This window comes from uncultured Pseudoalteromonas sp. (assembly GCF_963922945.1).
GTDB lineage: Bacteria > Pseudomonadota > Gammaproteobacteria > Enterobacterales > Alteromonadaceae > Pseudoalteromonas.
The window spans coordinates 1-21,333 of the sequence record NZ_CAWUKC010000068.1; the positions used below are offsets into that span (position 1 = coordinate 1).

Annotated in this window: 20 protein-coding genes, 1 tRNA gene and 1 pseudogene; 7 read left to right on the plus strand and 15 right to left on the minus strand. The window is 40.3% G+C overall.

What is annotated here, in order from left to right; all coding sequences use genetic code 11:
* Positions 1-328 precede the first annotated feature (328 nt).
* The 3 genes from AABI99_RS13475 to AABI99_RS13485 are packed head-to-tail and all read left to right on the plus strand — an operon-like array spanning position 329 to position 4,003.
* Complete coding sequence (locus AABI99_RS13475; protein ID WP_338366412.1) at positions 329-2,869, plus strand: EAL domain-containing protein; 2,541 nt, start codon at positions 329-331, stop codon at positions 2,867-2,869.
* 28 nt (positions 2,870-2,897) lie between these two features.
* The gene (locus AABI99_RS13480; RefSeq protein ID WP_338366413.1) at positions 2,898-3,707 is read left to right on the plus strand and encodes a DUF2797 domain-containing protein; all 810 of its coding nucleotides are present in this window, start codon (positions 2,898-2,900) and stop codon (positions 3,705-3,707) included.
* Between the two features lie 2 nt (positions 3,708-3,709).
* Complete coding sequence (locus tag AABI99_RS13485; RefSeq protein WP_338366414.1) at positions 3,710-4,003, plus strand: hypothetical protein; 294 nt, start codon at positions 3,710-3,712, stop codon at positions 4,001-4,003.
* Positions 4,004-4,020: 17 nt separating this feature from the next.
* Here AABI99_RS13485 and AABI99_RS13490 read toward each other — a convergent pair whose 3' ends face one another.
* The 6 genes and pseudogenes from AABI99_RS13490 to AABI99_RS13515 all read right to left on the minus strand — a co-directional run bounded on the left by AABI99_RS13490 (position 4,021) and on the right by AABI99_RS13515 (position 8,987).
* The gene (locus tag AABI99_RS13490) at positions 4,021-4,938 is read right to left on the minus strand and encodes a histone deacetylase family protein (protein WP_338366415.1); all 918 of its coding nucleotides are present in this window, start codon (positions 4,936-4,938) and stop codon (positions 4,021-4,023) included.
* Between the two features lie 77 nt (positions 4,939-5,015).
* Positions 5,016-6,556: pseudogene (locus AABI99_RS13495) on the minus strand (serine hydrolase).
* Between the two features lie 8 nt (positions 6,557-6,564).
* On the minus strand, positions 6,565-7,062 hold the full coding sequence (locus AABI99_RS13500) for a gamma-glutamylcyclotransferase family protein (protein WP_338366416.1): 498 nt from the start codon (positions 7,060-7,062) through the stop codon (positions 6,565-6,567).
* 21 nt (positions 7,063-7,083) lie between these two features.
* Entirely contained in the window at positions 7,084-7,710 is a 627-nt protein-coding gene (locus tag AABI99_RS13505; protein ID WP_338366417.1) for a LysE family translocator, read from the minus strand.
* Positions 7,711-7,721: 11 nt separating this feature from the next.
* Positions 7,722-8,495 carry a hypothetical protein gene (locus AABI99_RS13510; protein WP_338366418.1) on the minus strand — a complete coding sequence of 258 codons (774 nt, stop codon included), beginning with the start codon at positions 8,493-8,495 and terminating at the stop codon, positions 7,722-7,724.
* Between the two features lie 9 nt (positions 8,496-8,504).
* On the minus strand, positions 8,505-8,987 hold the full coding sequence (locus AABI99_RS13515; protein ID WP_338366419.1) for a CreA family protein: 483 nt from the start codon (positions 8,985-8,987) through the stop codon (positions 8,505-8,507).
* 167 nt (positions 8,988-9,154) lie between these two features.
* Between AABI99_RS13515 and AABI99_RS13520 the strand changes: the two genes are divergently transcribed.
* Positions 9,155-9,484 carry a 5-carboxymethyl-2-hydroxymuconate Delta-isomerase gene (locus AABI99_RS13520; protein WP_338366420.1) on the plus strand — a complete coding sequence of 110 codons (330 nt, stop codon included), beginning with the start codon at positions 9,155-9,157 and terminating at the stop codon, positions 9,482-9,484.
* 68 nt (positions 9,485-9,552) lie between these two features.
* Here AABI99_RS13520 and AABI99_RS13525 read toward each other — a convergent pair whose 3' ends face one another.
* Together AABI99_RS13525 and AABI99_RS13530 are read right to left on the minus strand one after the other, a co-directional pair.
* The gene (locus AABI99_RS13525; RefSeq protein ID WP_338366421.1) at positions 9,553-11,433 is read right to left on the minus strand and encodes a methyl-accepting chemotaxis protein; all 1,881 of its coding nucleotides are present in this window, start codon (positions 11,431-11,433) and stop codon (positions 9,553-9,555) included.
* Between the two features lie 193 nt (positions 11,434-11,626).
* The gene (locus AABI99_RS13530) at positions 11,627-12,580 is read right to left on the minus strand and encodes a LysR family transcriptional regulator (protein ID WP_338366422.1); all 954 of its coding nucleotides are present in this window, start codon (positions 12,578-12,580) and stop codon (positions 11,627-11,629) included.
* Between the two features lie 144 nt (positions 12,581-12,724).
* On the opposite strand from AABI99_RS13530, the gene AABI99_RS13535 reads away from it, so the two are divergent.
* Positions 12,725-13,546: a DUF4437 domain-containing protein gene (locus AABI99_RS13535; protein ID WP_338366423.1), complete on the plus strand. Its 822-nt coding sequence runs from the start codon at positions 12,725-12,727 to the stop codon at positions 13,544-13,546.
* A 119-nt stretch (positions 13,547-13,665) separates the two neighbouring features.
* On the opposite strand, the gene AABI99_RS13540 is transcribed toward AABI99_RS13535, so the two are convergent.
* The 4 genes from AABI99_RS13540 to AABI99_RS13555 form a co-directional block, all read right to left on the minus strand.
* Positions 13,666-14,247 (minus strand): outer membrane beta-barrel protein, encoded by a 582-nt coding sequence (locus AABI99_RS13540; protein WP_338366424.1) that lies wholly within the window; start codon positions 14,245-14,247, stop codon positions 13,666-13,668.
* Positions 14,248-14,505: 258 nt separating this feature from the next.
* Positions 14,506-14,582, minus strand: a tRNA-Ile gene (locus AABI99_RS13545).
* A 267-nt stretch (positions 14,583-14,849) separates the two neighbouring features.
* Entirely contained in the window at positions 14,850-15,008 is a 159-nt protein-coding gene (locus tag AABI99_RS13550; protein WP_338366425.1) for a YqaE/Pmp3 family membrane protein, read from the minus strand.
* A gap of 64 nt (positions 15,009-15,072) precedes the next feature.
* Positions 15,073-15,636 carry a BON domain-containing protein gene (locus tag AABI99_RS13555; protein ID WP_338366426.1) on the minus strand — a complete coding sequence of 188 codons (564 nt, stop codon included), beginning with the start codon at positions 15,634-15,636 and terminating at the stop codon, positions 15,073-15,075.
* 316 nt (positions 15,637-15,952) lie between these two features.
* Here AABI99_RS13555 and AABI99_RS13560 point away from each other — a divergent pair, with 316 nt between their 5' ends.
* Positions 15,953-16,609, plus strand: coding sequence for a LiaF domain-containing protein (locus tag AABI99_RS13560; RefSeq protein WP_338366427.1), 657 nt, complete (start codon positions 15,953-15,955; stop codon positions 16,607-16,609).
* 70 nt (positions 16,610-16,679) lie between these two features.
* Here AABI99_RS13560 and AABI99_RS13565 read toward each other — a convergent pair whose 3' ends face one another.
* Positions 16,680-17,096, minus strand: coding sequence for a VOC family protein (locus tag AABI99_RS13565; protein ID WP_338366428.1), 417 nt, complete (start codon positions 17,094-17,096; stop codon positions 16,680-16,682).
* Positions 17,097-17,514: 418 nt separating this feature from the next.
* On the opposite strand from AABI99_RS13565, the gene suhB reads away from it, so the two are divergent.
* A complete protein-coding gene (gene suhB / locus AABI99_RS13570) occupies positions 17,515-18,318 on the plus strand; it encodes an inositol-1-monophosphatase (protein ID WP_338366429.1) in 804 nt (267 codons plus the stop codon).
* A gap of 54 nt (positions 18,319-18,372) precedes the next feature.
* Here the strand turns inward: suhB and AABI99_RS13575 are convergent, their stop codons facing one another.
* Positions 18,373-19,182: a transporter substrate-binding domain-containing protein gene (locus AABI99_RS13575; RefSeq protein ID WP_338366430.1), complete on the minus strand. Its 810-nt coding sequence runs from the start codon at positions 19,180-19,182 to the stop codon at positions 18,373-18,375.
* Positions 19,183-19,197: 15 nt separating this feature from the next.
* The gene (locus AABI99_RS13580) at positions 19,198-20,988 is read right to left on the minus strand and encodes a bifunctional diguanylate cyclase/phosphodiesterase (RefSeq protein ID WP_338366431.1); all 1,791 of its coding nucleotides are present in this window, start codon (positions 20,986-20,988) and stop codon (positions 19,198-19,200) included.
* Between the last annotated feature and the right edge of the window lie 345 nt (positions 20,989-21,333).

The window sequence follows — 21,333 nt, forward strand, 5'->3', positions numbered from 1 at the left end:
TACCAAACACGCGCTGCACGAAGGTTCGTCCTAGGGACGATTAACTCTTTGTTGCCTACATGGATGTAGGTAAGGGGCGTGAGCAGGACGCGGAAGCTTTGCTCGGTTTTTACTTATTCTTACATGGATGTAAGTCATTAGAATAACGCAGGAGCAGTTATCGAGCCCACTAGGTTACAAACCTCGCGCCGCGATTAAATCGTCCCTAGTTAGAACAAATTTTAATCCTGAAGGATAAGCAGGCCCTAAAAATTTAACTAAAAAGCGCAGTTTATATGCGCTTTTTTAGTGCTACACTAATTAAAAGAGTTATTACAAGTAAACAACGTTGGAAACGAAGACTTTACGTTATCATGCCACGGCCGTAGCCATACTGATTTTTATATTTTATATTATTAGCACACTCGCTTCTAACCTAGTTGTGCCGACTCGTTATACCATCGACAAAACCACGCCTGTATATTTAGACTTTGCCTACTACATAGATGAAAGTAAATCTCAGACCCTTGACGATATTATTTTAAATCCCGAGCTAATCACCCACCAGCCGTTAACCGATATTCCGTGGAGCTTTAAACAGCAAAACTACTGGCTCTTTATAGACCTAGAAAATAAAAGTTTAGACACTCAAGACATCGTTGCGCATTTTGATAACCCTATGGTTGATCACCTAATGGTGTACCGGCTAAACAAAAAAAATGAGCTTATAGAAAGCTATAAACTAGGTGATAAAATAAAGTCTCTCACGCTTTTCCAATATAGTGTACCTCATGTACGATTTGAACTTGAGAGTAAAACAACACAGCGCTTAGCTATAAAAATAGATACTACGGGGATCAGCAAAACGCCCGTAAACTTGTATCGCCATAAAGAATTTGTTGATTTAGTTCGCTCGCAAACCGGAATCTGGGGCATATTTGCAGGCGTGTTATTAATGGCTGCTTTATATAACTTAGTGCTTTATTTTGGCATTAGAGACCGTGTTTATTTAGTTTATATTGGCTACATAATTAGTGCGCTATGTTTAATGGGCATTGTCATGGGCTTTGGCTTTTATTTATGGCCCCTAGAGTGGCAATTGTATTTGCACGAAAAAGTGATTTTTTCAAACTATGCAATGGCCTTTTTTACACTCGCCTTCTGCACTATGTTTTTGCGCTACCACAAAGATAAATGCTGGCGCTATAAACTAAGTAAAACACTACTCATATTAATATTTTTATTATCAACAACTACGTTATTTATACCCGAATATATTGCAGCGCCTATCTTTTTTTGTGTATTAAGCCTGTTATACATTACGTGCGTAATTTTGATTTATAACAAACTTCGCACTGGGTTTAGATGGGCAAAGTTTTACGTTTTTTCGTGGGTGCCGTTAATTATAGGCGCAGCAATTCAACCTTTAGAATTAACAGGCATATTAGATTATAGCTTTGCAATTCGTCATGCGTTTTTGGTAGCTATTTTGTGTGAAGTTATTTTAATGGCCATGGCACTTGCCGATAGGGTGCGCTATCAGCGCGAGCGCGCGCTCTATCATGCGACTCATACTCAGCAAACTAAGTTACTTAACAGCGCTAAATTAAAACAAACCTTTATGAGCTTACAAGCACAAGGGCGTAATACTACTTTGTGCTTAATTAAAATCCGCCATTTTAACTCGCTCAATACCATTATTACCCCGTCGCAGGGCTACACGTTAATAAAGCACGTAGCCAAGCATATAGAGCTTGAACTTAGCCATGAGCGCGAGTTTACAAATTTAGATGTGGATTTTAACAACAGCCCCCGCTTAGCGGATTTAGGTAGCGGTGTATTTGCATGTATTTCTACTAAAAACCAAAACCAAGAGTCTCTTGAAGCGGTCTTAGTAAAAGTAATTAATAGCCTGCCAAAACAGTACGAAATTCAAGGGTTAAACCTTCAACTAACTTATAATATAGGGATTAGTAACGCAGCACAAAATGATGACTTTGAATATTGGACAAAACGAGGTTACCTAGCCCTTAAAAAAGCCAAAAATAGTAACGATACAGTCGTAAGTGCTTCTAACGACAATAATTTATTGATGGATGTTGCGTTGGCTGCAAAATTACAAAATGCCATTAAAGAGAATCAATTAGCATTATATTATCAGCCACAAATAGGTTTAAACTTTAATCAGGTAAACGGTGCTGAAGCCCTACTTCGCTGGCCCGACCCAGCTTTTAAAGGCATATCTATAGAAGAGCTGATAACCCTTGCCGAGCACACGGGGATCATCAATGAGCTCACCTTATGGGTTATTGAGCAAGCCTGTAAAGATATCGTAAAACTAACTGAACGAGGCTATAAAGATCACCCTATTAGCGTCAATTTAAGTGCTAAAAATTTGTCTATCAAAAGCCTAGCGGAAAAAGTAGAAAACCTGCTTATAAAATATCAAGTGCCTGCGCAGCTACTAAAGTTTGAATTAACAGAGTCAGCACTAGTTGAGAGCCATGAAGCACTTATTTCGCTGGTTAATGAGTTTTCTGATTTAGGTGTGCAAGTAGTGCTAGATGACTTTGGCACTGGCTATTCATCGCTAAGCTATTTGGTTAATTACCACTTTACAGAGCTTAAAGTTGATAAATCGTTTATCTTTGATTTAACTAACAACACGGCTAACAAAGTGATAGTGCAAACCGCTATAGATATGGCACATAACTTAGGGCTTTCGATTACGATCGAAGGCATAGAAACTCAAGATGTACACCACTTATTGAAAGAAATGGGCGCCGACAGAGCGCAAGGCTACCTATACGCAAAACCAATTGCCTTTGACGACTATTTACATTTCTTAAAAAGCCAATACAGCTTAAAGATGTTAAACTCCACCTTTTAATATCAACATCTTTAGGGGCCAAGTAAAGATGCAAGGCACTTTGCGTAAATTAAAATCGAGCTTAACAGAGCCAGTTCAATATCACCTTCCTGTGGGCGACAACTTAGTCGACCTAAACGCACTCATTGGTAAAGAATTAACGCTTACATTTAGCGGTACTATTTTATGTTCAAACTGTGGTAAAAAAACCAAAAAGAGTTACTCGCAAGGTCACTGCTTTGTGTGTATGCGAAAGCTAGCAAGCTGCGATATGTGCATAATGAAACCAGAAACCTGTCATTACGATAAAGGCACCTGCCGTGAGCCACAGTGGGGCGAAGAAAACTGTATGATCCCGCATTATGTGTATTTAGCCAATACGTCTGGGCTTAAAGTAGGCATTACTCGCCATACACAAATACCAACTCGTTGGGTTGATCAGGGCGCTACCCAAGCACTGCCGATTTTTAAGGTGCAAACACGCTTGCAATCAGGTTTAGTTGAGGTGGCATTGGCCGAGTTTATTGCCGATAAAACCAATTGGCGCAACATGCTAAAAGGACAAAACGACGTTATTGACCTAAAAGCAGCCGCGGCAGAGCTGATCCCGCAAATTAGCGATAAGTTAAACGAGCTAAGCGAATTATTTGGCGCCACAGCCATAGAGCAACTTGATGAAGACGTGGTTGATTTAAACTTTCCGGTAACAGAATACCCGACTAAAATTAGCTCGTTTAATTTTGATAAAAACCCAGTAGTAAGCGGCGTGCTGCAGGGTATAAAAGGTCAGTACTTAATTTTTGATACCGGGGTAATTAATATACGTAAATTTACCTCTTACGAAGTAACAGTAGGGTAGCTATGCTAAACAGCTTTCCACAGTTATTAATTGTTTATAATGAGCTTGAAATAGCGCACGATAAACAAGAACAACAAGCGTGTTTGCACAGCGTTACGCAAAGTGAGCTTAGTAATGTGCGCGTGTTGAACAAACAAGGTGAGTACGTTGACCTACACGGCGCTGCATGTAATCCTCTTTCACAGGAGCAGCTCGCTCAACTCGTGACAACTTACTTATTAAATGAAGGGCAATGTTGCCTAGGTAAAATTAAAACGCTTAACACTCAGCAGGCGTTTGATTTACTCGGCTTATAACACCTAGCCTGTTGTGTTTAATACTCGCTAAGTACTTTAATATGCGCTACTGCACTTCTGCCTAATGCTGATAGCGCATATCCCCCTTCAAGGTAAGAAATAATCCCCTTACAACCACTTTGCTTGGCAACACAACACAATTGTTCTGTGATCCAGCGGTAGTCATCTTCTACAAACTTTAAACTTGCCATGTCATCTTCTAGGTGAGCATCAAACCCTGCGCTTATAAAAAGGAGCTCAGGTTTAAAGGCACTCAATTTAGGTAGCCATTGGCTATTAAATACCTCTTTTAAATCATCACCATTACTGGCAATGGGTAAGGGAGAGTTAACTATGTGGCTATTATTTTTTACGGCTGTATTTGGGTAAAACGGGTATTGAAATAACGAGCAAAGTAATACGTTTTCGTCATCCATAAATATGTCTTGGGTGCCATTGCCATGGTGTACGTCAAAATCAGCAATAGCTATACGTTTAACCCCTTTACTTTGAGCATACTTAACAGCAATGGCTAAGTTATTAAAGACACAAAACCCAGAGGATGAATGAGCATTAGCATGGTGTCCTGGCGGGCGTACAGCACAAAATGCCGCATCAAGTTTATCATTAAGTATTTCATCTACTGCTAACAGCCCTGCACCTACTGCGCGCTCAATTGCTTTAAATGAGCCGGGGCATAGCCAGGTATCGCCATCAAGGGTGTTTAACCCATCAGTAGGGATTAAACGCTCTACAAGAGTTACTAGCGATTCTTCATGAGCTAATAAGTAATCCTCACGCTTTGCTTTTGGCGCTTGTAAATGTGATAAACCTATATCTACACCGCTTGCCAAAAGCCTATCAGCAATTGCATCTAAACGCTCTGGGCATTCGGGGTGATCCTCTATCATTTTATGTTTACGGCAATGAGGGTGTGAAATAACTGCTGTACGCATAAACGCTCCTTTAGTAAGAGCGTTTAATATAACAAAGCCACCTTACGGTGGCTTTGCGACTTTGGTGTATAGCATCACTACTTAGCTTTTAAATCTAGGTTTCTAAAATCAAAACTAAAGTCTGTTACCGCAGTTGATACCGCGCGCATTTTAGCGCTATTTACACGATTACTTTCGCCCATATCAAAACGAATAAACGCATCGGCCTCAAGTAGTTTTTCATCCCATTTAACAATAAAGGTATTACCCGTGTAATGCTCAAGCGTGCCTTTTAAGCGTTTCGTATGGGTAAAATCAATACGTAGTTTGCCATCAAGCTCTTCTATGATCACATCCCCGTACCAATCATCATGTAACGTACCGGTGTAATTAATATTAGGTAACTGTGGCTGATAATCTGCAGGGGTGTCGGGTATTGCATTTGCGTAGGCTTTTTGTTTTCTTGCAAAATGCTTAGTAGCTAGCTCCTCTACCCAGTCTTTGTCCTCAAGCTCAAGGGCATCTTCAAGCACTTCGTGAGTAATAGCCGAGAGCGCACTAAATGCTTGCTGATTAGATAAAATAACAACACCAAGCTTTTTCTCAGGCAGTAACGTCACTTGCGACACCATACCTAAAATCCCCCCACCGTGACCTAGCTTTTTAAAGCCGTGGTAATCTTCAATACTCCAACCTAGCCCATAGCCTCTAAATTGCTGATGATAAGCCTCATAAGCGCTTTTAGAGGTCATAGAGGTTATATGTGGGTGCCACATTTGCGCTTGTTGTTTTTCGCTAAACAGCTGCTCGCCATTTGGCATTTTACCGCCTGCTAACTGCGTAAGCAGCCATTGGCTCATATCACTTACGCTTGATGCAATAGCCCCTGCACCTCTAAAGTCTTCTAGGTAGTTAACAAAAAAGGATTGAGCTTGCCATCCATTGGTATGTGGCCAATTGCCCAGTTTTTATTGCTTTTTGGAATACGCGAAAAGCCCGCGCGCGAGTGAGTCATGTTTAAAGGCTGTAATATATTTTTTTCGATGTAATCGTTCCAGCTCATACCTGATACACGTGCCACCACTTCGCCCGCGGTTACAAACATTAAGTTGCTATAGGCATACTGGCTTCGAAAGCTACTAGCAGGTTTTAAATATTGTAGTCCTGCCAAAATATCTTCTACTGATTTATCGGTGCTTGGCCAAATCATTAAATCGCCTTGACCAAGCCCTAAACCACTGCGATGACTTAATAAATCACGAATACGCATTTCGCGAGTAACGTAGGAGTCGTACAACCTAAACTCAGGTAAGTGGTCAATGACTCTGTCATCCCAGCTTAACTTACCTTCATCAACCAATTTCGCCAGCGCGGCACTGGTAAACGCTTTAGTGTTTGAGGCAATACCAAAAAGTGTGTCTTTGTTCACTTTTGCATGTGTATTGAGATTGCTTATCCCAAACCCTTTAGCAAATACCACGTTATCGTCTTGCACAACCGCTACTGCCATGCCTGGTACGTCAAAGCGCGCCATTGAGGTGTTAATCACCTCTTCTAAATGCGTAGTATCAATTTGTGCCCAGCTATTAAATGTGGCACTGGCAAGTAATGCTAAACTGGCTAATTTGGTGAGTTTCATGGTTATCCTTATTGTTTTTGGTGAACTGCAAATTCAATCTCAGCACGCGCTTTATTTAAGTCGGGCTTTTGTGGTCGATTGAGTATTGCATCACTGTATTCTTTTGGAACGCCAGCCTCAAGCGCGCCGCGATGAACGTGTTGAATATACCAATCATAGGGTAGTACATCGTTATCGTGAGTGTTTGCAATATAGCAATGGGCCTCTATTTGCTCACCATTTAACAAAGTGGGCTTAATAGCAACGCAATCGTAGCCTGGGCCCTCTATGGTGTCTAAAATTGCTTTTTCGTCTTCATTTAATTCATACACCACGCCATATACCAAGGCATTTTTGTTATCACTTTTTTGAATGCTGCACTTACCCGAGCCATCTTTGAATAACATATTAAACGTAAGCTCGTAGCCTTTTAGTACAGCCGTGCCGACTCGCTTTGCTTTTGGCAAACGCGCAAGCAAACGATTTGATGACATATTTGACCCAAACGAAAAATTATAAAGCGCCATGTTTACTCCTGCTTTTTAAATTTAAATAACAACGCGAATGGCAAGGGCTATTAAAATTACGCCTATACCGCGGTCAAACCAATAACCACTTTTTTGAAAAAAACCACGCACACCCGGTTTTGATAACACTAAAGAAAGTATTGAAAACCACCCCCAGGTTGCCATTGCCATATAAACGCCGTATACGATTTGCACGCTGGTAGGTGTGGTCACGCTAATGACCAAGGTAAATAGCGACATAAAAAAGAGTGTGGCTTTTGGGTTTAAGGCATTTGTAAAAAAACCGCGCCTAAATGCCTGCCATATGCTTTCTTCAAGTACGCTTTTGTTCACTATGCCATCGCTATTGGTGTCTGATGGCTTAGCTGCCCGTAGCGCTTGAACACCTAAATACGCTAAATAAGCACCCGCAACGTATTTCAAAGTTAAAAATAAATTGGGTGATTGCGTTAAAATAAGCGCAACCCCTAATACGCAGTAGCCTACATGTAATAAAATAGCAGCCCCTACGCCGGCACTAGTCCATAACGCGTTACGCCTACCTTGCTGTATACTTTGTTTAAGCACCACAGCAAAGTCGGGCCCAGGGCTGGCTACAGCAAAAAAGTGGGCAATGGCAATCAGTAAAAATTCATCTAAGTAGTTCACATTTATCCTGCTTAAGTTGGTGCATAGGCCAGCAATAGTGGGTTAGCAGAGCTATTAACCAATGCTTTGATTTCTTTTTGCGCTTTTTTAAATTGGCTGCGTAAATGTGGCTTTAAATGCTTTTTAGACACACTGTCGCTTTTAAAGTAGCTAACGAGCGCGTGCATAAATACGGTATGGGGTTCGCTAAGCTTGGCTTCACGATTAGCATACGGGTTATAGCACGAGCCACATCCGCCTTTAAATTGATACACTGTGTTGCTCATCATCACCCCAAACCCTAAAAAACAGGCCAGCGCATCTGCCGCTTGTGGCAAATACTCTTTACCGCCTGGCGGTAATACCCCTACATGATGAATTAATACGGTAGCTAGCGTGCCGGCAAAGCTGGCTACTAAATCTTGCGGCTGATTAATTTGATTAGGATTAAACGAAATATTAATCGTATGGCTTGGCGGTACAATAAGCTGGCTTTGCTCTCCGCGTAAGTGCTCAGCAAACTCAAAATGCGGAAATACCTGAGGTTGTAACTGTTGTGGCGCAACTAACTGTATTGGCCACGCATTCATACCCGCGTAATCACGAACTCGTATAAATACCTTTGTGGCCATCTCTTCAATGCTCGATACCGAATCAGGAAAGTGCTCAACGGTTGGCAATATTATTTGCGTGTGCTTGGTAAAAAATTCGGCATCAAAGTTTTCTGCTGCCCAAATAAAGGTATCAATTAGCCATTGCTGCTCCGCTTGCTCCAGCAGTGGTTTTGATTTAAATAACGCTAACATAATCTGCTCTTATTTTTGTTCAAGTGCCCAGCTCCAGGCCTGTGTATTGTATAAAGGCACAGTTGAAAGCGCATGATGGTGGCTGCCGCTCGACTCTTTAGTCGAGTACGATAAGTACAGCAACGTACGATTCTGTGCATCATAAATACGGCGAACTTTAAGCGATTTAAATAAAATACTTTTGGAGGACTTAAACACCACTTCGCCCGATTTACTGCGTTCTATTGCTTGTAACATATCGGCTGTAATTGGCCCAGTTTGACGGCACGCAATAGACATATCAGAGGGATCAGAAAAATCTAAGTCCGCCTCAATATGACTAATATGACACGTAACCCCTTTTACTAGCGGGTCTTGCTGCGAATTTACCACTACATCCTTAGTCGTAAATAGACCCAAGCTCACCGACGCAACGTCATCTGAGCAGGCACTTAATGTTATCACTGTACCCAATAGCACAGCTAAACGTGTAACGCGTTGTGATAAGTTCATATTAATCCAAAATTTTGTATTATAAGCGAAGGTTCACCTGAGTGTTTTATACTATCATCAAAAGTTAATACAACTAAATTTAGACGATTCAGGGGTTAGCGCGTAGTTTAGGCTTTGGTACAATTATGCATACGCCCACGTAGTAACTCATAATAGGAAACGCGTAAATGCCGCACATTATTATTGAACACTCTGAAGACCTCCCTGTATTACCACAAGTGCTTGTTGAAAAGGTACACAATGCCACTTTTCAAAGTGGTTTGTTTGACCTAGAAACCATTAAAACCCGCGCCATTGCTTATCAGCAGTATCAGTTAGGAGAAGGAAAAGAAGGATTTATTCATATTGCGGCGCATATCATGGCTGGGCGTTCTATCGAACAAAAACAGATGTTGAGCGAAAGCTTGCTTGATTGCTTAAAAACATACTGTCGCGACTCCGACAGTCTAAGCGTTAATATTTACGATATTCAACACGAAATTTACCGTAAAAATTAAGCACTAATCCATAAAAAAGCGCATTGTAGCCAATCTACAATGCGCTGCTTAATAACCGAGTATTACTTTTAAAGCGTAAACTTACCTAATAGTTCTTTTAATACATTCGACTCTTTATTTAACCCATTGCATAACTGCTCTGAGGTTGTCATATTTTGTTTTGTTTGCTCAGCAGAGTCAGAAATCATCACCACATTTTGGCTAATTTCTGAGGTCGCTAACGTTTGCTCACGCGTAGCTGTTGCTACCGAGCTATTTAGCTCACTTAGTGTAACAATTTCTTGCGAGATCCCCGTTAAAGTGCTCCCAGTCACTTTTAAACGTTCTGCATTTTCTAGGGTGTTTTTACTGCCAAGCTCAATAGCAGAAACCGTACTAGAAGCCTTAGAGTTTAACGTTTCTATCATTTCGTTTATTTGTTCAGTTGACTCTGCAGTACGCATAGCAAGCGTACGTACTTCATCGGCAACAACGGCAAAACCACGGCCGTGCTCACCGGCACGGGCTGCTTCTATTGCAGCATTGAGCGCCAGTAGGTTAGTTTGCTCCGATATTGCTTTAATAACATCAAGCACTTGCGTAATTGATTTTATTTCTCCTGAAAGCTCAGTTACCGAGGTAACCGAGGTAGCCATGGCGTTTTCTAGCTGCTCCATTTGCATTATTGTGCTATTTACAAAATCAACCCCTTTGAGCGTTGCCTCTTCTGTGGAAGTTGCAATATCTGATGCATTACTGGCGCTATTTGAAATATCTTGTACAGTCACTTCCATTTCGTTAACGGCTGCCGCCACCGTTTGCGTGCTAGATGATTGCACCTCGGCCAAATTTGCCGCACCTTGTACTTGTACTAACACATCTTCAGAAATGCTTTTAACATGGTTTGCCGAGTCCGACACCTGCTTAAACATGCTATGTAGTTGCTCTAAAAATAAATTAAAGTTAGCAGCAAGTTCTGATATTTCGTTGTTATCGTTAGCGGGGAGTCGTGCGGTTAAATCACCATCTTTTTTAGTTAATGCACTCACGGCTGCTGTAATACCTTCAATGGGTTTAAATATTTGCGAAACTAACACCCTAGCTAATGCCAGCCCAATCACAGCAATAACAACACCAAATAGTAAATTACTGTTAATGGCGCTATTTATTGCCCCATATAGCTGTTGCTCGGGTATTTCTGCCACTAAATGCCAATCTAATGAGTCAATGGGTGTGCTCGACACAATATAATCTTCACCCGCCATTGTTTTATTAATAATGGCGCCATTTTTAATATCGTTAATATTAATTTTTTGACCCATTTTACTTCTGTCACTGTGAAGCATTACCTCACCTTCATCAGAGACCAAATACACCACGCCGGCTTCGCCAATACGGTATTCGTTAATTAAGTTGATCATCGAATCAAGCGATCGCCCCACCCCTGTAATGGCGGTGCGCTCGCCATTAATTTGCAGTGCATAGTTAATAAAAACCACCATGCTATTTGTAGTTTTATCTATATCAAGTGCTATTTCAAAGGGTTTGTTAGAGGATAAAAACTCATCAAACCATACATCTTCATTTCTATCTATCTGTCTAGATATACCGCTATCTGTGTAATAGTTATTGGAGTTTTTAGACACTATATATGCAATAACAGCCTTATTATCTTTTTTAATGGAAGCTAAATAATTAATATAATCGGCTCTTGCTTGCTCACTCTCCCCATTACTTAGCCACTGTTTTACAAAACTGTTTTGTGCAATCTCTTTAGCAATAATAATAGGTGTGGCAAGCTCAAGTTCAATTTTGCTTTTTACCTCACTCAATGCGGTCGGTAAATCAACCTCTGCCAGCTTTTCATCGGTATGATTTTCAATGCTATTTGAAAATAAAAATGTAGAAACCGCTAACGGCACAACAATAGCTAAAATAAGACTAATATAAACTTTTTGTTTAAGTAACATACGATACCTGTAAATGAATGAAGGGCTTAACTAATACTTGCTTAGAATAAATATAGGATCAGCTGAGCAATAAGCCCAATAATTAGAAAAATAGAACATAAAAAAGAGTGTGAGTTTAATTTGTTCAGCGCACAGGAAAGCGTATTAACTTTTAAAGGTGCAAAGTAAGTAAATTAAGCGCAGGTAAGGTAGATTAGGGTGAGTCGGGCCACTCTTGCTCGTTAACTATCCCTTGTGCAATCAAGTTTTTTCTTAATTGGCTAATAGTGTGTTTTAGCTCATCACGAATAAGCCTAATGGCGGGCGTTATAAGTTGGCGGCTAGGTAGTACTAACCACATTTCGGTCAGGGGGATTTTGTAATCAGGCATTAGCCTTTTTAGTCTACCCTCGAGTAAATCTTCAGCGACATCAATGGCAGACTTTTTAGCAACCCCTTTGCCATCAATGCACCAACGCCTGACTATATCGCCATCATTAACGGCGCGGTCACTGCTCATTTTAACTTTGTATTTTTGGTTATTGTTATACAGCTCCCACCCATCATGAACTACCTCGTAAAGCTTATATAAAAGCGCATTGTGGTTAGCTAAATCCTCTGGTGTTAACGGCTCACCGTGCTTTTTAATGTACTCAGGCGAGGCGCATAACACATGTGCAATATTACAAATCTTAAAGCCGTATAAATTTAGCTCCTGCACAGCCTCTTTGGTCAAGGCGCGCAGCGCAACATCAACCCCATCACGATAAAAGTCAGCACGGCTGTCACTCGCTTGCAGGCGTAGCGTTACTTCGCTGTGTTTATCCATAACATTATTCAGTAACACCCGCATAAGGTTGCGCCCCATTTCGGATGACACGGCTATTCGCACTTCACCACTAATAGATTGCTGCTCTTCATGAATAAGCACCTGCCCTTGTTGCAATAAATCGAGTGCTTGCTGGCAAAGAGGTAGATAGCGCTCACCTTCAGGCGTGAGGCGTATTTTCCTTGTTGTACGCACAAATAACTGCGCCCCAAGTGCCTGCTCTATACGCTTTAACGACACACTTGCAGCCGATGAGCTCATATCTAATTGATTTGCAGCAGCTGTAATTGATTGCAGCTCAGCCACTTTAAGTAATACTTGTAAATCAGCTATTTTCATCAAACCCTCTTATTGCATAAACCAGCATGCATAACTATAACGTGATTATCCACGTTTTTGCGAAAGTGTATTTAACTTATGCCTATTTATTGGCTGAATTTTAAGCCGTACTATAGCCTTATACCAACTTAACGGAGCTTTTAAATGAAATTTTTACTAAATGCATCAACACTTGCACTGGTTGCCACACTCATATCAATGCCAGCCTCTGCAGAGCAAAGCGCATCAAAAGTTGTTTCTGCCAGCAATATTGATTGGGGCTACTTAAACCCGCTACGTGGTGATAAAAGCCCTGGCGCTGCAGATTTATGGGGAAACCGCACAACCGACACTGCTACAGGCATGTTAGTACGCTTTAAAAAAGGCTTTGAATCTCCGCCGCACATTCATAACATTACCTACCGCGGTATCGTTATTGAAGGACAAATGCATAATGACGACCCAACAGCTGAAAAAATGTGGATGCCAGCAGGTTCGTTTTGGACACAACCTGCAGGTGAAAACCACACCACAGCAGCCAATAGTAAAACTAACTTAATTTACCTAGAAATAGACTCAGGCCCTTATTTGGTAAAGCCCACAAAAGAGCAGTTTGATAATGGCGAACGCCCGCTAAACCTACATGCAGACAACATGGTATGGTTAAACAGCAGCGATTTAAACGACATAAACGCCCAAGGCGTGCAAACAACCTACCTTTGGGGAAGCACAGCCGATATGAACGGCTCAATGATTAAACTTCCTGCCGGCTTTAGAGGTGAAGTAAAAACAGATGCAAGCGAATTTCGTGCTGTTGTTATAGCCGGCGCCGTTGAGTACAACTCAAGCGAGCAAGATAAAGCGCAAAATCTAAGCGCAGGCAGCTATGTAGAGTCAACCGGTAACTTCACCCACTCGCTTGAAAATAACAGCGGCAAACCTGCAACTATCTACATTCGTACTAACAGTAAGTACCAAGTTAATTAAATACTCGACATCTCTATTTTTAGCTTTAGCTTTTCGTAAGAAAACTTAAAAATAGAAAAGTAACGAATATAAAAAAGCGCACTGATTAGTGCGCTCAAATACAATTAATGTATTACTAGTTAAAAGCTGTATCGAGCTGTTAAGCTAACCAAATCTAGCTCATCAATTGTCGTGTAATTAGCACCAATAGAAAAGTTCTTATTCATGTAATAACGCGCGCCCAAAGTGATCGATGTTTCACTCTCATCTTCAATATCGATGTAGCCTAAACGGCCATCTAGTTCAATGCTATCGCTCAGCATTGATCGAACGCCTATAGATAGGCCATAGCCATTTTCATCTTCTGAAGCACTATTTCCACGATACGATGCCTCAGCTTCTACGTTTTCGTATGTTAATAAACCATAAAAGTCAGTGCTCGCGCTAATAGCAGTTCGATAACCTACTCCAGCACTAAGCCAGTTTAAGTCTACGTCTAAACCATCATCTGAATTACCAACAGTCTGATATTGGCCAGATAGGAAGAAATTCTCGTCTAGTAGCGTGCTACCATCAAGGGTCCAACCATCGGCATCATCGCCATCAATATCACCATTAAGGTAACCTGCAGAAACATAGTTAAAGTTTGGAGATTCTGCCAATACAGCGGGACTCGCAACAGCAGCAGTAAACAGTAAGATTGCAATTTTATTCGTTTTCATAATACTTCCTTATAAATTTATTTGAACAACCCTAAATTGTCCCCAGGACAATACACAACTATATTGTTGATTGCAAAAAATAAATAATTTTAAAGTAACGTTCTGACGGTTTCTATTAATTATAAGATTTAGAATAAAAAGCCAAATGGCCAAAACAAATAATTTAAGCGAGAAACTACATAGGCGAGTGTACTGTAAACTAAAATAAGATGAGGTAATTTGTACTAAGATATATAAGAAACAGAACGCTTTGAAAAGTGGTGGCCCCTCCCAGACTCGAACTGGGGACCTAACGATTATGAGTCGTGTGCTCTAACCAACTGAGCTAAGGGGCCAACTTTATATAACTACGCAGTAGTTAATTTTTGAAGCGTTTAGCCACTGAGCGACTAAAGCGGGTTGCAGTATAAAAAGTTTTTTAAGGCTTGTCACTAGCAAAAACCTTTATTTTAACAATCAGTAAGCTGACTGCTTAAATAGTAGTCTTTTTGTGTACTCGTGGATAAGAAATTGAGGAAAATAAGTACAAAAGTATGCAAGCCGCTTTTTTATAGTCAAATACTTACAAAAAAGTGGCCGGCTTACACTGAATACACCGCACATTATTTTTTAGCAATAATGTAAATAGCGTGAATCAAACCGGGGAAATAACCCAGTAAAGTTAGTAAAATATTTAGCCAAAAGTGCATACCTAAACCAACTTGTAAAAATACCCCCAGTGGCGGCAGTATAATTGACAATATAATACGAATAATATCCATGATCTAACTCCTTTAAAATGACATGCAAAAAGCCCAGCTAAGCTGGGCTTTTTAGTATAGTGTATTATTCAGCAACGATAGTTAGTTCATCTACTACGTCACGAACGTCTTCAGCATTTTTAGCAATTTTTACTGCTAATTGCTTTTCGGCTTCTGATTCTACAGAGCCTTTAAGCTTAACTATACCGTTGTCGGTATCAACGTCGATATCTGTACCGTCAACTTCTGAGTCAAATAAGAAACGCGTAGTGATTACTGTGGTGATTTTAGCGTCAGTTAAGTCGTTGTCATCATCCATCGCGTCACGATCTTTATCGTCCATATCCATGTTTTTCACAACAGTTAGGTTGTTTTCTACATCAGATACGCCATCTAGGCTAATTACAAGTTCTTCAGCAAGCTCTTTATCAAGCTCGCTATTTACTTTACCTGTAAGTACTACCTTGCCATTTTTTACATCAGTGTTAATGTCAAAGTTGTTTAGATTAGTGTTCATAAGAAGCACTGTTTCTGCCTTACCATCAATCCAAGCATCTTTACTTTCATTTTCCCACGTGCCCGCTTGAGCACCCATAGCTGTAGTACCTAAAACTAAAGCCGCAATCATAGATTTGTTGAATGTTTTCATAATCTTTCTCCTTTTGATTAAAGACATTTTTATATATGCGATCTTTAGGCCAACCATTTTTGCACTTTAAATTCATATACTTAGACGTTTTATTAGGTAGAAATAAAAATACCAGCGAGTAAACATTTACAGGTTATTAAGTAAAACTTTCTTACATAGTGAAAATAACCATTATATTGCTATTTTGGTTAATCTATCGTTAATATAATAAATTAAAGGATATCAACAGAAAAGTAACTTACTGATATATAAAAAGTTAATTTTGGTACATCGCTTGCTACATACAGTAGTAACTCACATTAAAAGGATTATTCCCATGCCTGTAAAAATTGAAGACCGCCCAATAGAGCAAGTTCGTGAACAAGTAATTGATCAACTTATTTATAATTACAGCCATGGCGTTATTTCCGCTGAGGCCTTTGAAAGGCGCTTAGACAGTGCAATGGAAGCAACCAATAACACTGCGTTACTTAATTTAGTAGAAGATTTAACCCTTACAACAGATACCCAGTACAGTGCGCAAAAGCAAACGCAGTTTGCCCCTAATTACAGTGCCCAACAAGCAGATGAAGAAAGCTTAACACTTCGCAGTATTTTAGGCTCAAGCGAGCGTAGCGGCCAATGGGTGGTCCCTAAAGATATTTACATTCAAAACTATATGGGATCAATTGTGCTTGATTTTACCGATGCTATATTTACCCATCAACATGTCACTATTCACGTTAGCTGTTATTTAGGTAGCGAAGAAATTTACGTACCAGAGCACGTTAATATAGTGTCTAAAATGTTTTGCATAATGGGCAGCTTTGAAAATAAAACAGTGTCGCTTAATAAGCGTCAAGGCCCCACAATTAACCTAGAAGGTAAAACTGTTTTAGGTTCGGTAGAGGTAAAAGTTAAACGCACCATTAAAGAAAAGTTTGTAAGTTTTGCTAATGATTTAAAGGCCCAGCTTGGGGTGAGTAATAAATAATACGAGTAAAAATACAGTGGGTAGAAAAGCCATATTATGCGCTTTTCTACACCGTTAGTTACTGCCTATTTTATAAGTCGTTATTACGCTCGCTTGGAATGTCACTCATATACTGCACAAACTCAACCTCGAACCCTGCTGGGTCTAAGTAATATACGTTTTTTCTAAATGGGTTTTTTGCGCCCTCTTTATCAATGCTAAATCCGGCGTGCTTTAAGCGCTGTACTACCGCATCGAGATTATTTGTTACGTAAGCAAAATGCGCAAGCCCTACTTGGTGCCCTGTCAAATCTCTGTTTTTATGCTCACCATTATCACTTATTGCAATATAGTGGTTATCGTCGCCAAAATGTACCCAGCGCTTAGGTTTACCATACCAAGTATTATTTCCCTCACTTCTAACAGACCAATAAGGAAAGGCAGCTTGGTAAAATTTAAGCATGGCGTTGATATCGTTTACTACTAAATGTACGTGTTCTAATTTCATTATTATTTACCTTAGTTGATTGCTTAAAAACAAGATAAAACCTCAAGCTAACTTTAGGTAAAGCGCTTTTTTTTACTTTTTAATAATATTGGCGAGTACAGCCCTTTTTAGATTAATTTTTACAACAGTATGTTCGCTAGCAGGACGCAGAAGCTTTGCCTACATGGATGTAGGTAAGGGGCGTGAGCAGGACGCGGAAGCTTTGTATTATGACTATGATTAAGTTGCCCTTCGGTTGAACAAATTTCAATCCATATTCGCCAACATGTCTTAGATACGAATAAATTTACATGCATTTCAAGGCCGTATAAAAAACGCACAAAAGTATTTAGGGTTTATTGTTTACTTTATGGCAAAAGTCGCTAAAATACGCCGGCTTAAATATATAAACGTTCTTTTACAACCCAAAGGTAATACCATGCATCCAATGTTAAACATTGCGGTTCGCGCTGCGCGCAACGCAGGCAAAATTTTACTTCGCGCAAGTGAAGATTTATCAAAAGTTGAAATTCAACAAAAAGGCACTAACGACTTAGTGACTAACATTGATAAAGAAGCTGAAGCCGTAATTCGTGATACAATTTTAAAATCTTACCCTGATCACTGTATTGTTGGTGAAGAACTAGGTGAGCACAAAGGCAAAGATGCAGATTACCAATGGATTGTTGATCCACTTGATGGCACTACTAACTTCATCAAGGGTATCCCTCATTTCGCGGTTTCTATCGCACTTAAAGTAAAAGGCCGTTTAGACCAAGCTGTAATCTACGATCCAATTCGTGGCGAGCTTTTCACCGCTTCTCGCGGTCAAGGTGCACAGCTAAACAGCAAGCGTTTACGTGTAACTAAAACGGTTGAGCTTGCAGGTTCAATTTTAGCCACTGGCTTCCCTTTTAAACAAAAACATCACCTAGACGCATACTCAGATGCGTTTAAAGCCTTATTTGTACACACAGCTGATATTCGTCGTGCAGGTTCTGCAGCGCTCGATATGGCGTATGTAGCTGCGGGCCGTGTTGATGGCTTTTTTGAAATAGGTTTAAAACCGTGGGACACAGCAGCAGGTGAGTTACTTGTAAAAGAAGCTGGCGGCATGGTTGTTGATTTTGCAGGTGGTATTAACTACAACTATAGCGGCAACATTATTTGTGGTGCCCCTAAGCTTACTCAAGCGATTATCCGTGAAATTCGCCCGGTATTATCTGAGTCGTTACTTCGCTAATTAAGAGCGCTTAACCGTTTAATAAAAAAGGAGCGTATTGCTCCTTTTTTGGTTTTAAAAGTATGGATTATCGAGCTGAAGCTCGGTGGTAAAACCTTTAGTAAATGGCAGTGAGCTGATATCTTTTGCAAAGTATTCATTAAATAATGCATCAAACTCGCCACTTTTTTGCATTTTCTTTAACCCCAACTCTATGGCCTGTGCTAACGCGGGTTTACTACTTACTACAAAATAATAAATTCCAGTGGGATAACTAATAAATAAATTAGGCACAATCACTAAGTTACTCTGCGCATTAGCAACCAACTCAGAGTTTACCTCGATAAATGAGCGAGGAAAGTAATCGATTCTGCCACGGCTTGTTAACGTAAACATAGCTTGATAGTTACTCAACGGCCTTACGTGTAAACCGTTATAGGCCATTATTTTTGTATCTGGCCAGTCATGCCCTTGCACTGCAGAGAGCTCACCTAATTGCGCTAAAGTGGTAATCCCTTTAAATTTTCCAACGTTTTTTTTACTGGTTAATAATACTCGCTTACCTATAAAGCCCTTGAAAAGTGGTACTTTAACCGCAATTGCCCGCGCTTCTCGCTCAGGACTGCTCATGCTCCAATAGATGTCTAACGCTGTTTTATCTAGCTCAATCAGGTCGCGTTGCTGCTGCAAACTCACTGGTTGCATTTTTATAAAAACAGGGTAGTCAGCCCGTTCTAGGGCGCGTGTTAATAGCTCACTGAGGTATTCTTCGCGGGCATTTTGCACACTTTGCTTTTGGGCTACGTTAATAACCTCGACGGCTAGAGCTGAAAAACTAGTTAAATATAAAACACACAAACAAACAATTGTTTTTAATGGCAACATAACAATTACCTATTTTTAAACCACCTGCTTATTTTTTGGCACTAAACACACTACAGCAGGTGCTGGTTTTTTGCGCTTACAAATAAATAAGTGGCTTTGGCGATACCGCTTAGCCTCTTTTTTAGCATCGGTTGCAAGAGCTGCAACTTGATGGCTGTTTTTACATTCTTGTAAATCGGGCGCCACAAGGCCAATTGATAGCGTAAGTAAAGGCACAAATTGCTTTTCTCCTTCACGATTTGTAGCCCAATAACCTTTGCTCTTAATGTGCTCAGGCGTAAAAAAGGTGCGTGATTGCAGCTCAAACTGTTCAATGATGGTATTACATATTTGCTCAGCGTCTGATTGGTCAAACACCACCATAAAGTCATCACCACCTATATGTCCTACAAAGTTAGCACTGTTTTCGCACGCTTGCACGATAACATTGGCTAATAATTTAATCACACTATCACCACTGGCATAACCATATAAATCATTGAACTGCTTAAAATGATTAAGATCTATATAAGCAAGCGAAAACACACTTTTTGAGCGTAACCTTTGCTCTATTGCTTCATTAATCGCTACATTACCAGGGAGCATAGTGAGTGGGTTAGCATGCTGGGCATGGCGTATTTTTTCTTCTGTAATATGTTTTAAAATATCGCGTAGTGGTGCTAAACCTAAATAACAGTTATTTCGAGTGATCACTATATGGCGGCGAATATCAAAGTCTTGCTCTGTAATTTGTTGGCTTACCGCATCAAGAAGTTGGTTTTCATCCACCACTAAAGGCTGCTTATCCATAAAATCGGTTACGGGGCATTTGTCATAAAGAGCATGGCCATAAGGCGCGGCAAACACTTCTGTGAGCTGATCTTTATGCAGTAACCCAACCGGCTGACCTGCTTTATTTAACACCGCAAGGCTTATAACGGCTTTGTCTTTTTCAAATAATTTGTGGGCATCTTTACAGCGGGTTTCACTGTCTATTGGCTTTTGTGCTACAGCAAGCCAACCAATCGCCATTGATTGATCAAACCTGTTGCTTGGCTGTTTAAAGTTCAATGCTTGTAATTGCTCTGAGCTGTAATCAAGGCTTGGATTTGAGTTTGGTTTTTCCAGTAAAAAACCTTGTACGTTTGCTATTCCTAAGCTTTCAACATAGGCAAGCTCTTCCACTCTTTCTATACCTTCGGCTATTACAGCAGTATTTGTTGCTTTTGCTAGCACCGTAATCGATTTTAAAAACTCTTTTTTAACTTCGCTTTCATCGCAATGATCAATAAAGTAACGATCAATTTTTACAAAATCGGGGCATAGTTCAGACCACTGCTTTAAGCCCGAATAACCCGCCCCTAAATCGTCAATGGCGATAGTAAAACCCAGTTTGCGATAATGCGAAATTGTTTTTAATAACAAAAAGCCATCATCAACTCTTTCTTGCTCTGTTACTTCAATCACCACGCGGTTTGCCGCTAAGCCAAACTGCTCAATTAAGTGCAGTGTTTCACCTTTAGGGTGACAAGGGTCGAGCAAGGTTTTAGGGCTTACATTTAGAAATAACTTACCGTCTAGGTTAAGCTTTACAAAGTTTTCGATGGCTTTTGAGCGGCATAATAGCTCAAGCTCAGATAACAAAGCATGCTCACTTGCCGCTTGAAATAACTGACCAGGCATTTCTAGGGGGCTGTTTTTAGGGCCTCGACTCAGCGCTTCGTAACCTATAATTGTTTGATTAGCTATATCAAAAATAGGCTGAAACAACGTGGTTATTTCACCGTTACTTAAAATGTACTCGAGTACTTTGCGCTGCATCGTCACTGCAAAACCTGATTGTCGTTTAGTAGGGGCATTAAAGTAGCAAGTATGTATGACAATTTTATGGCATCAGGTGCTATTACCTTGCAGGATTAAGTTTGCTCTATTTGGGGCGATACAATCTCTGCACTAAGTTTTTATAGCCTAGGGCGTTGATCTTTGCGGATTGAAATTTGTTCAATCTAGGGGCGATTAAATCGCGGCGCGAGGTTTGTAACCTAGTGGGCTCGATAACTGCTCCTGCGTTATTCTAATGACTTACATCCATGTAAGAATAAGTAAAAACCGAGCAAAGCTTCCGCGTCCTGCTCACGCCCCTTACCTACATCCATGTAGGCAACAAAGAGT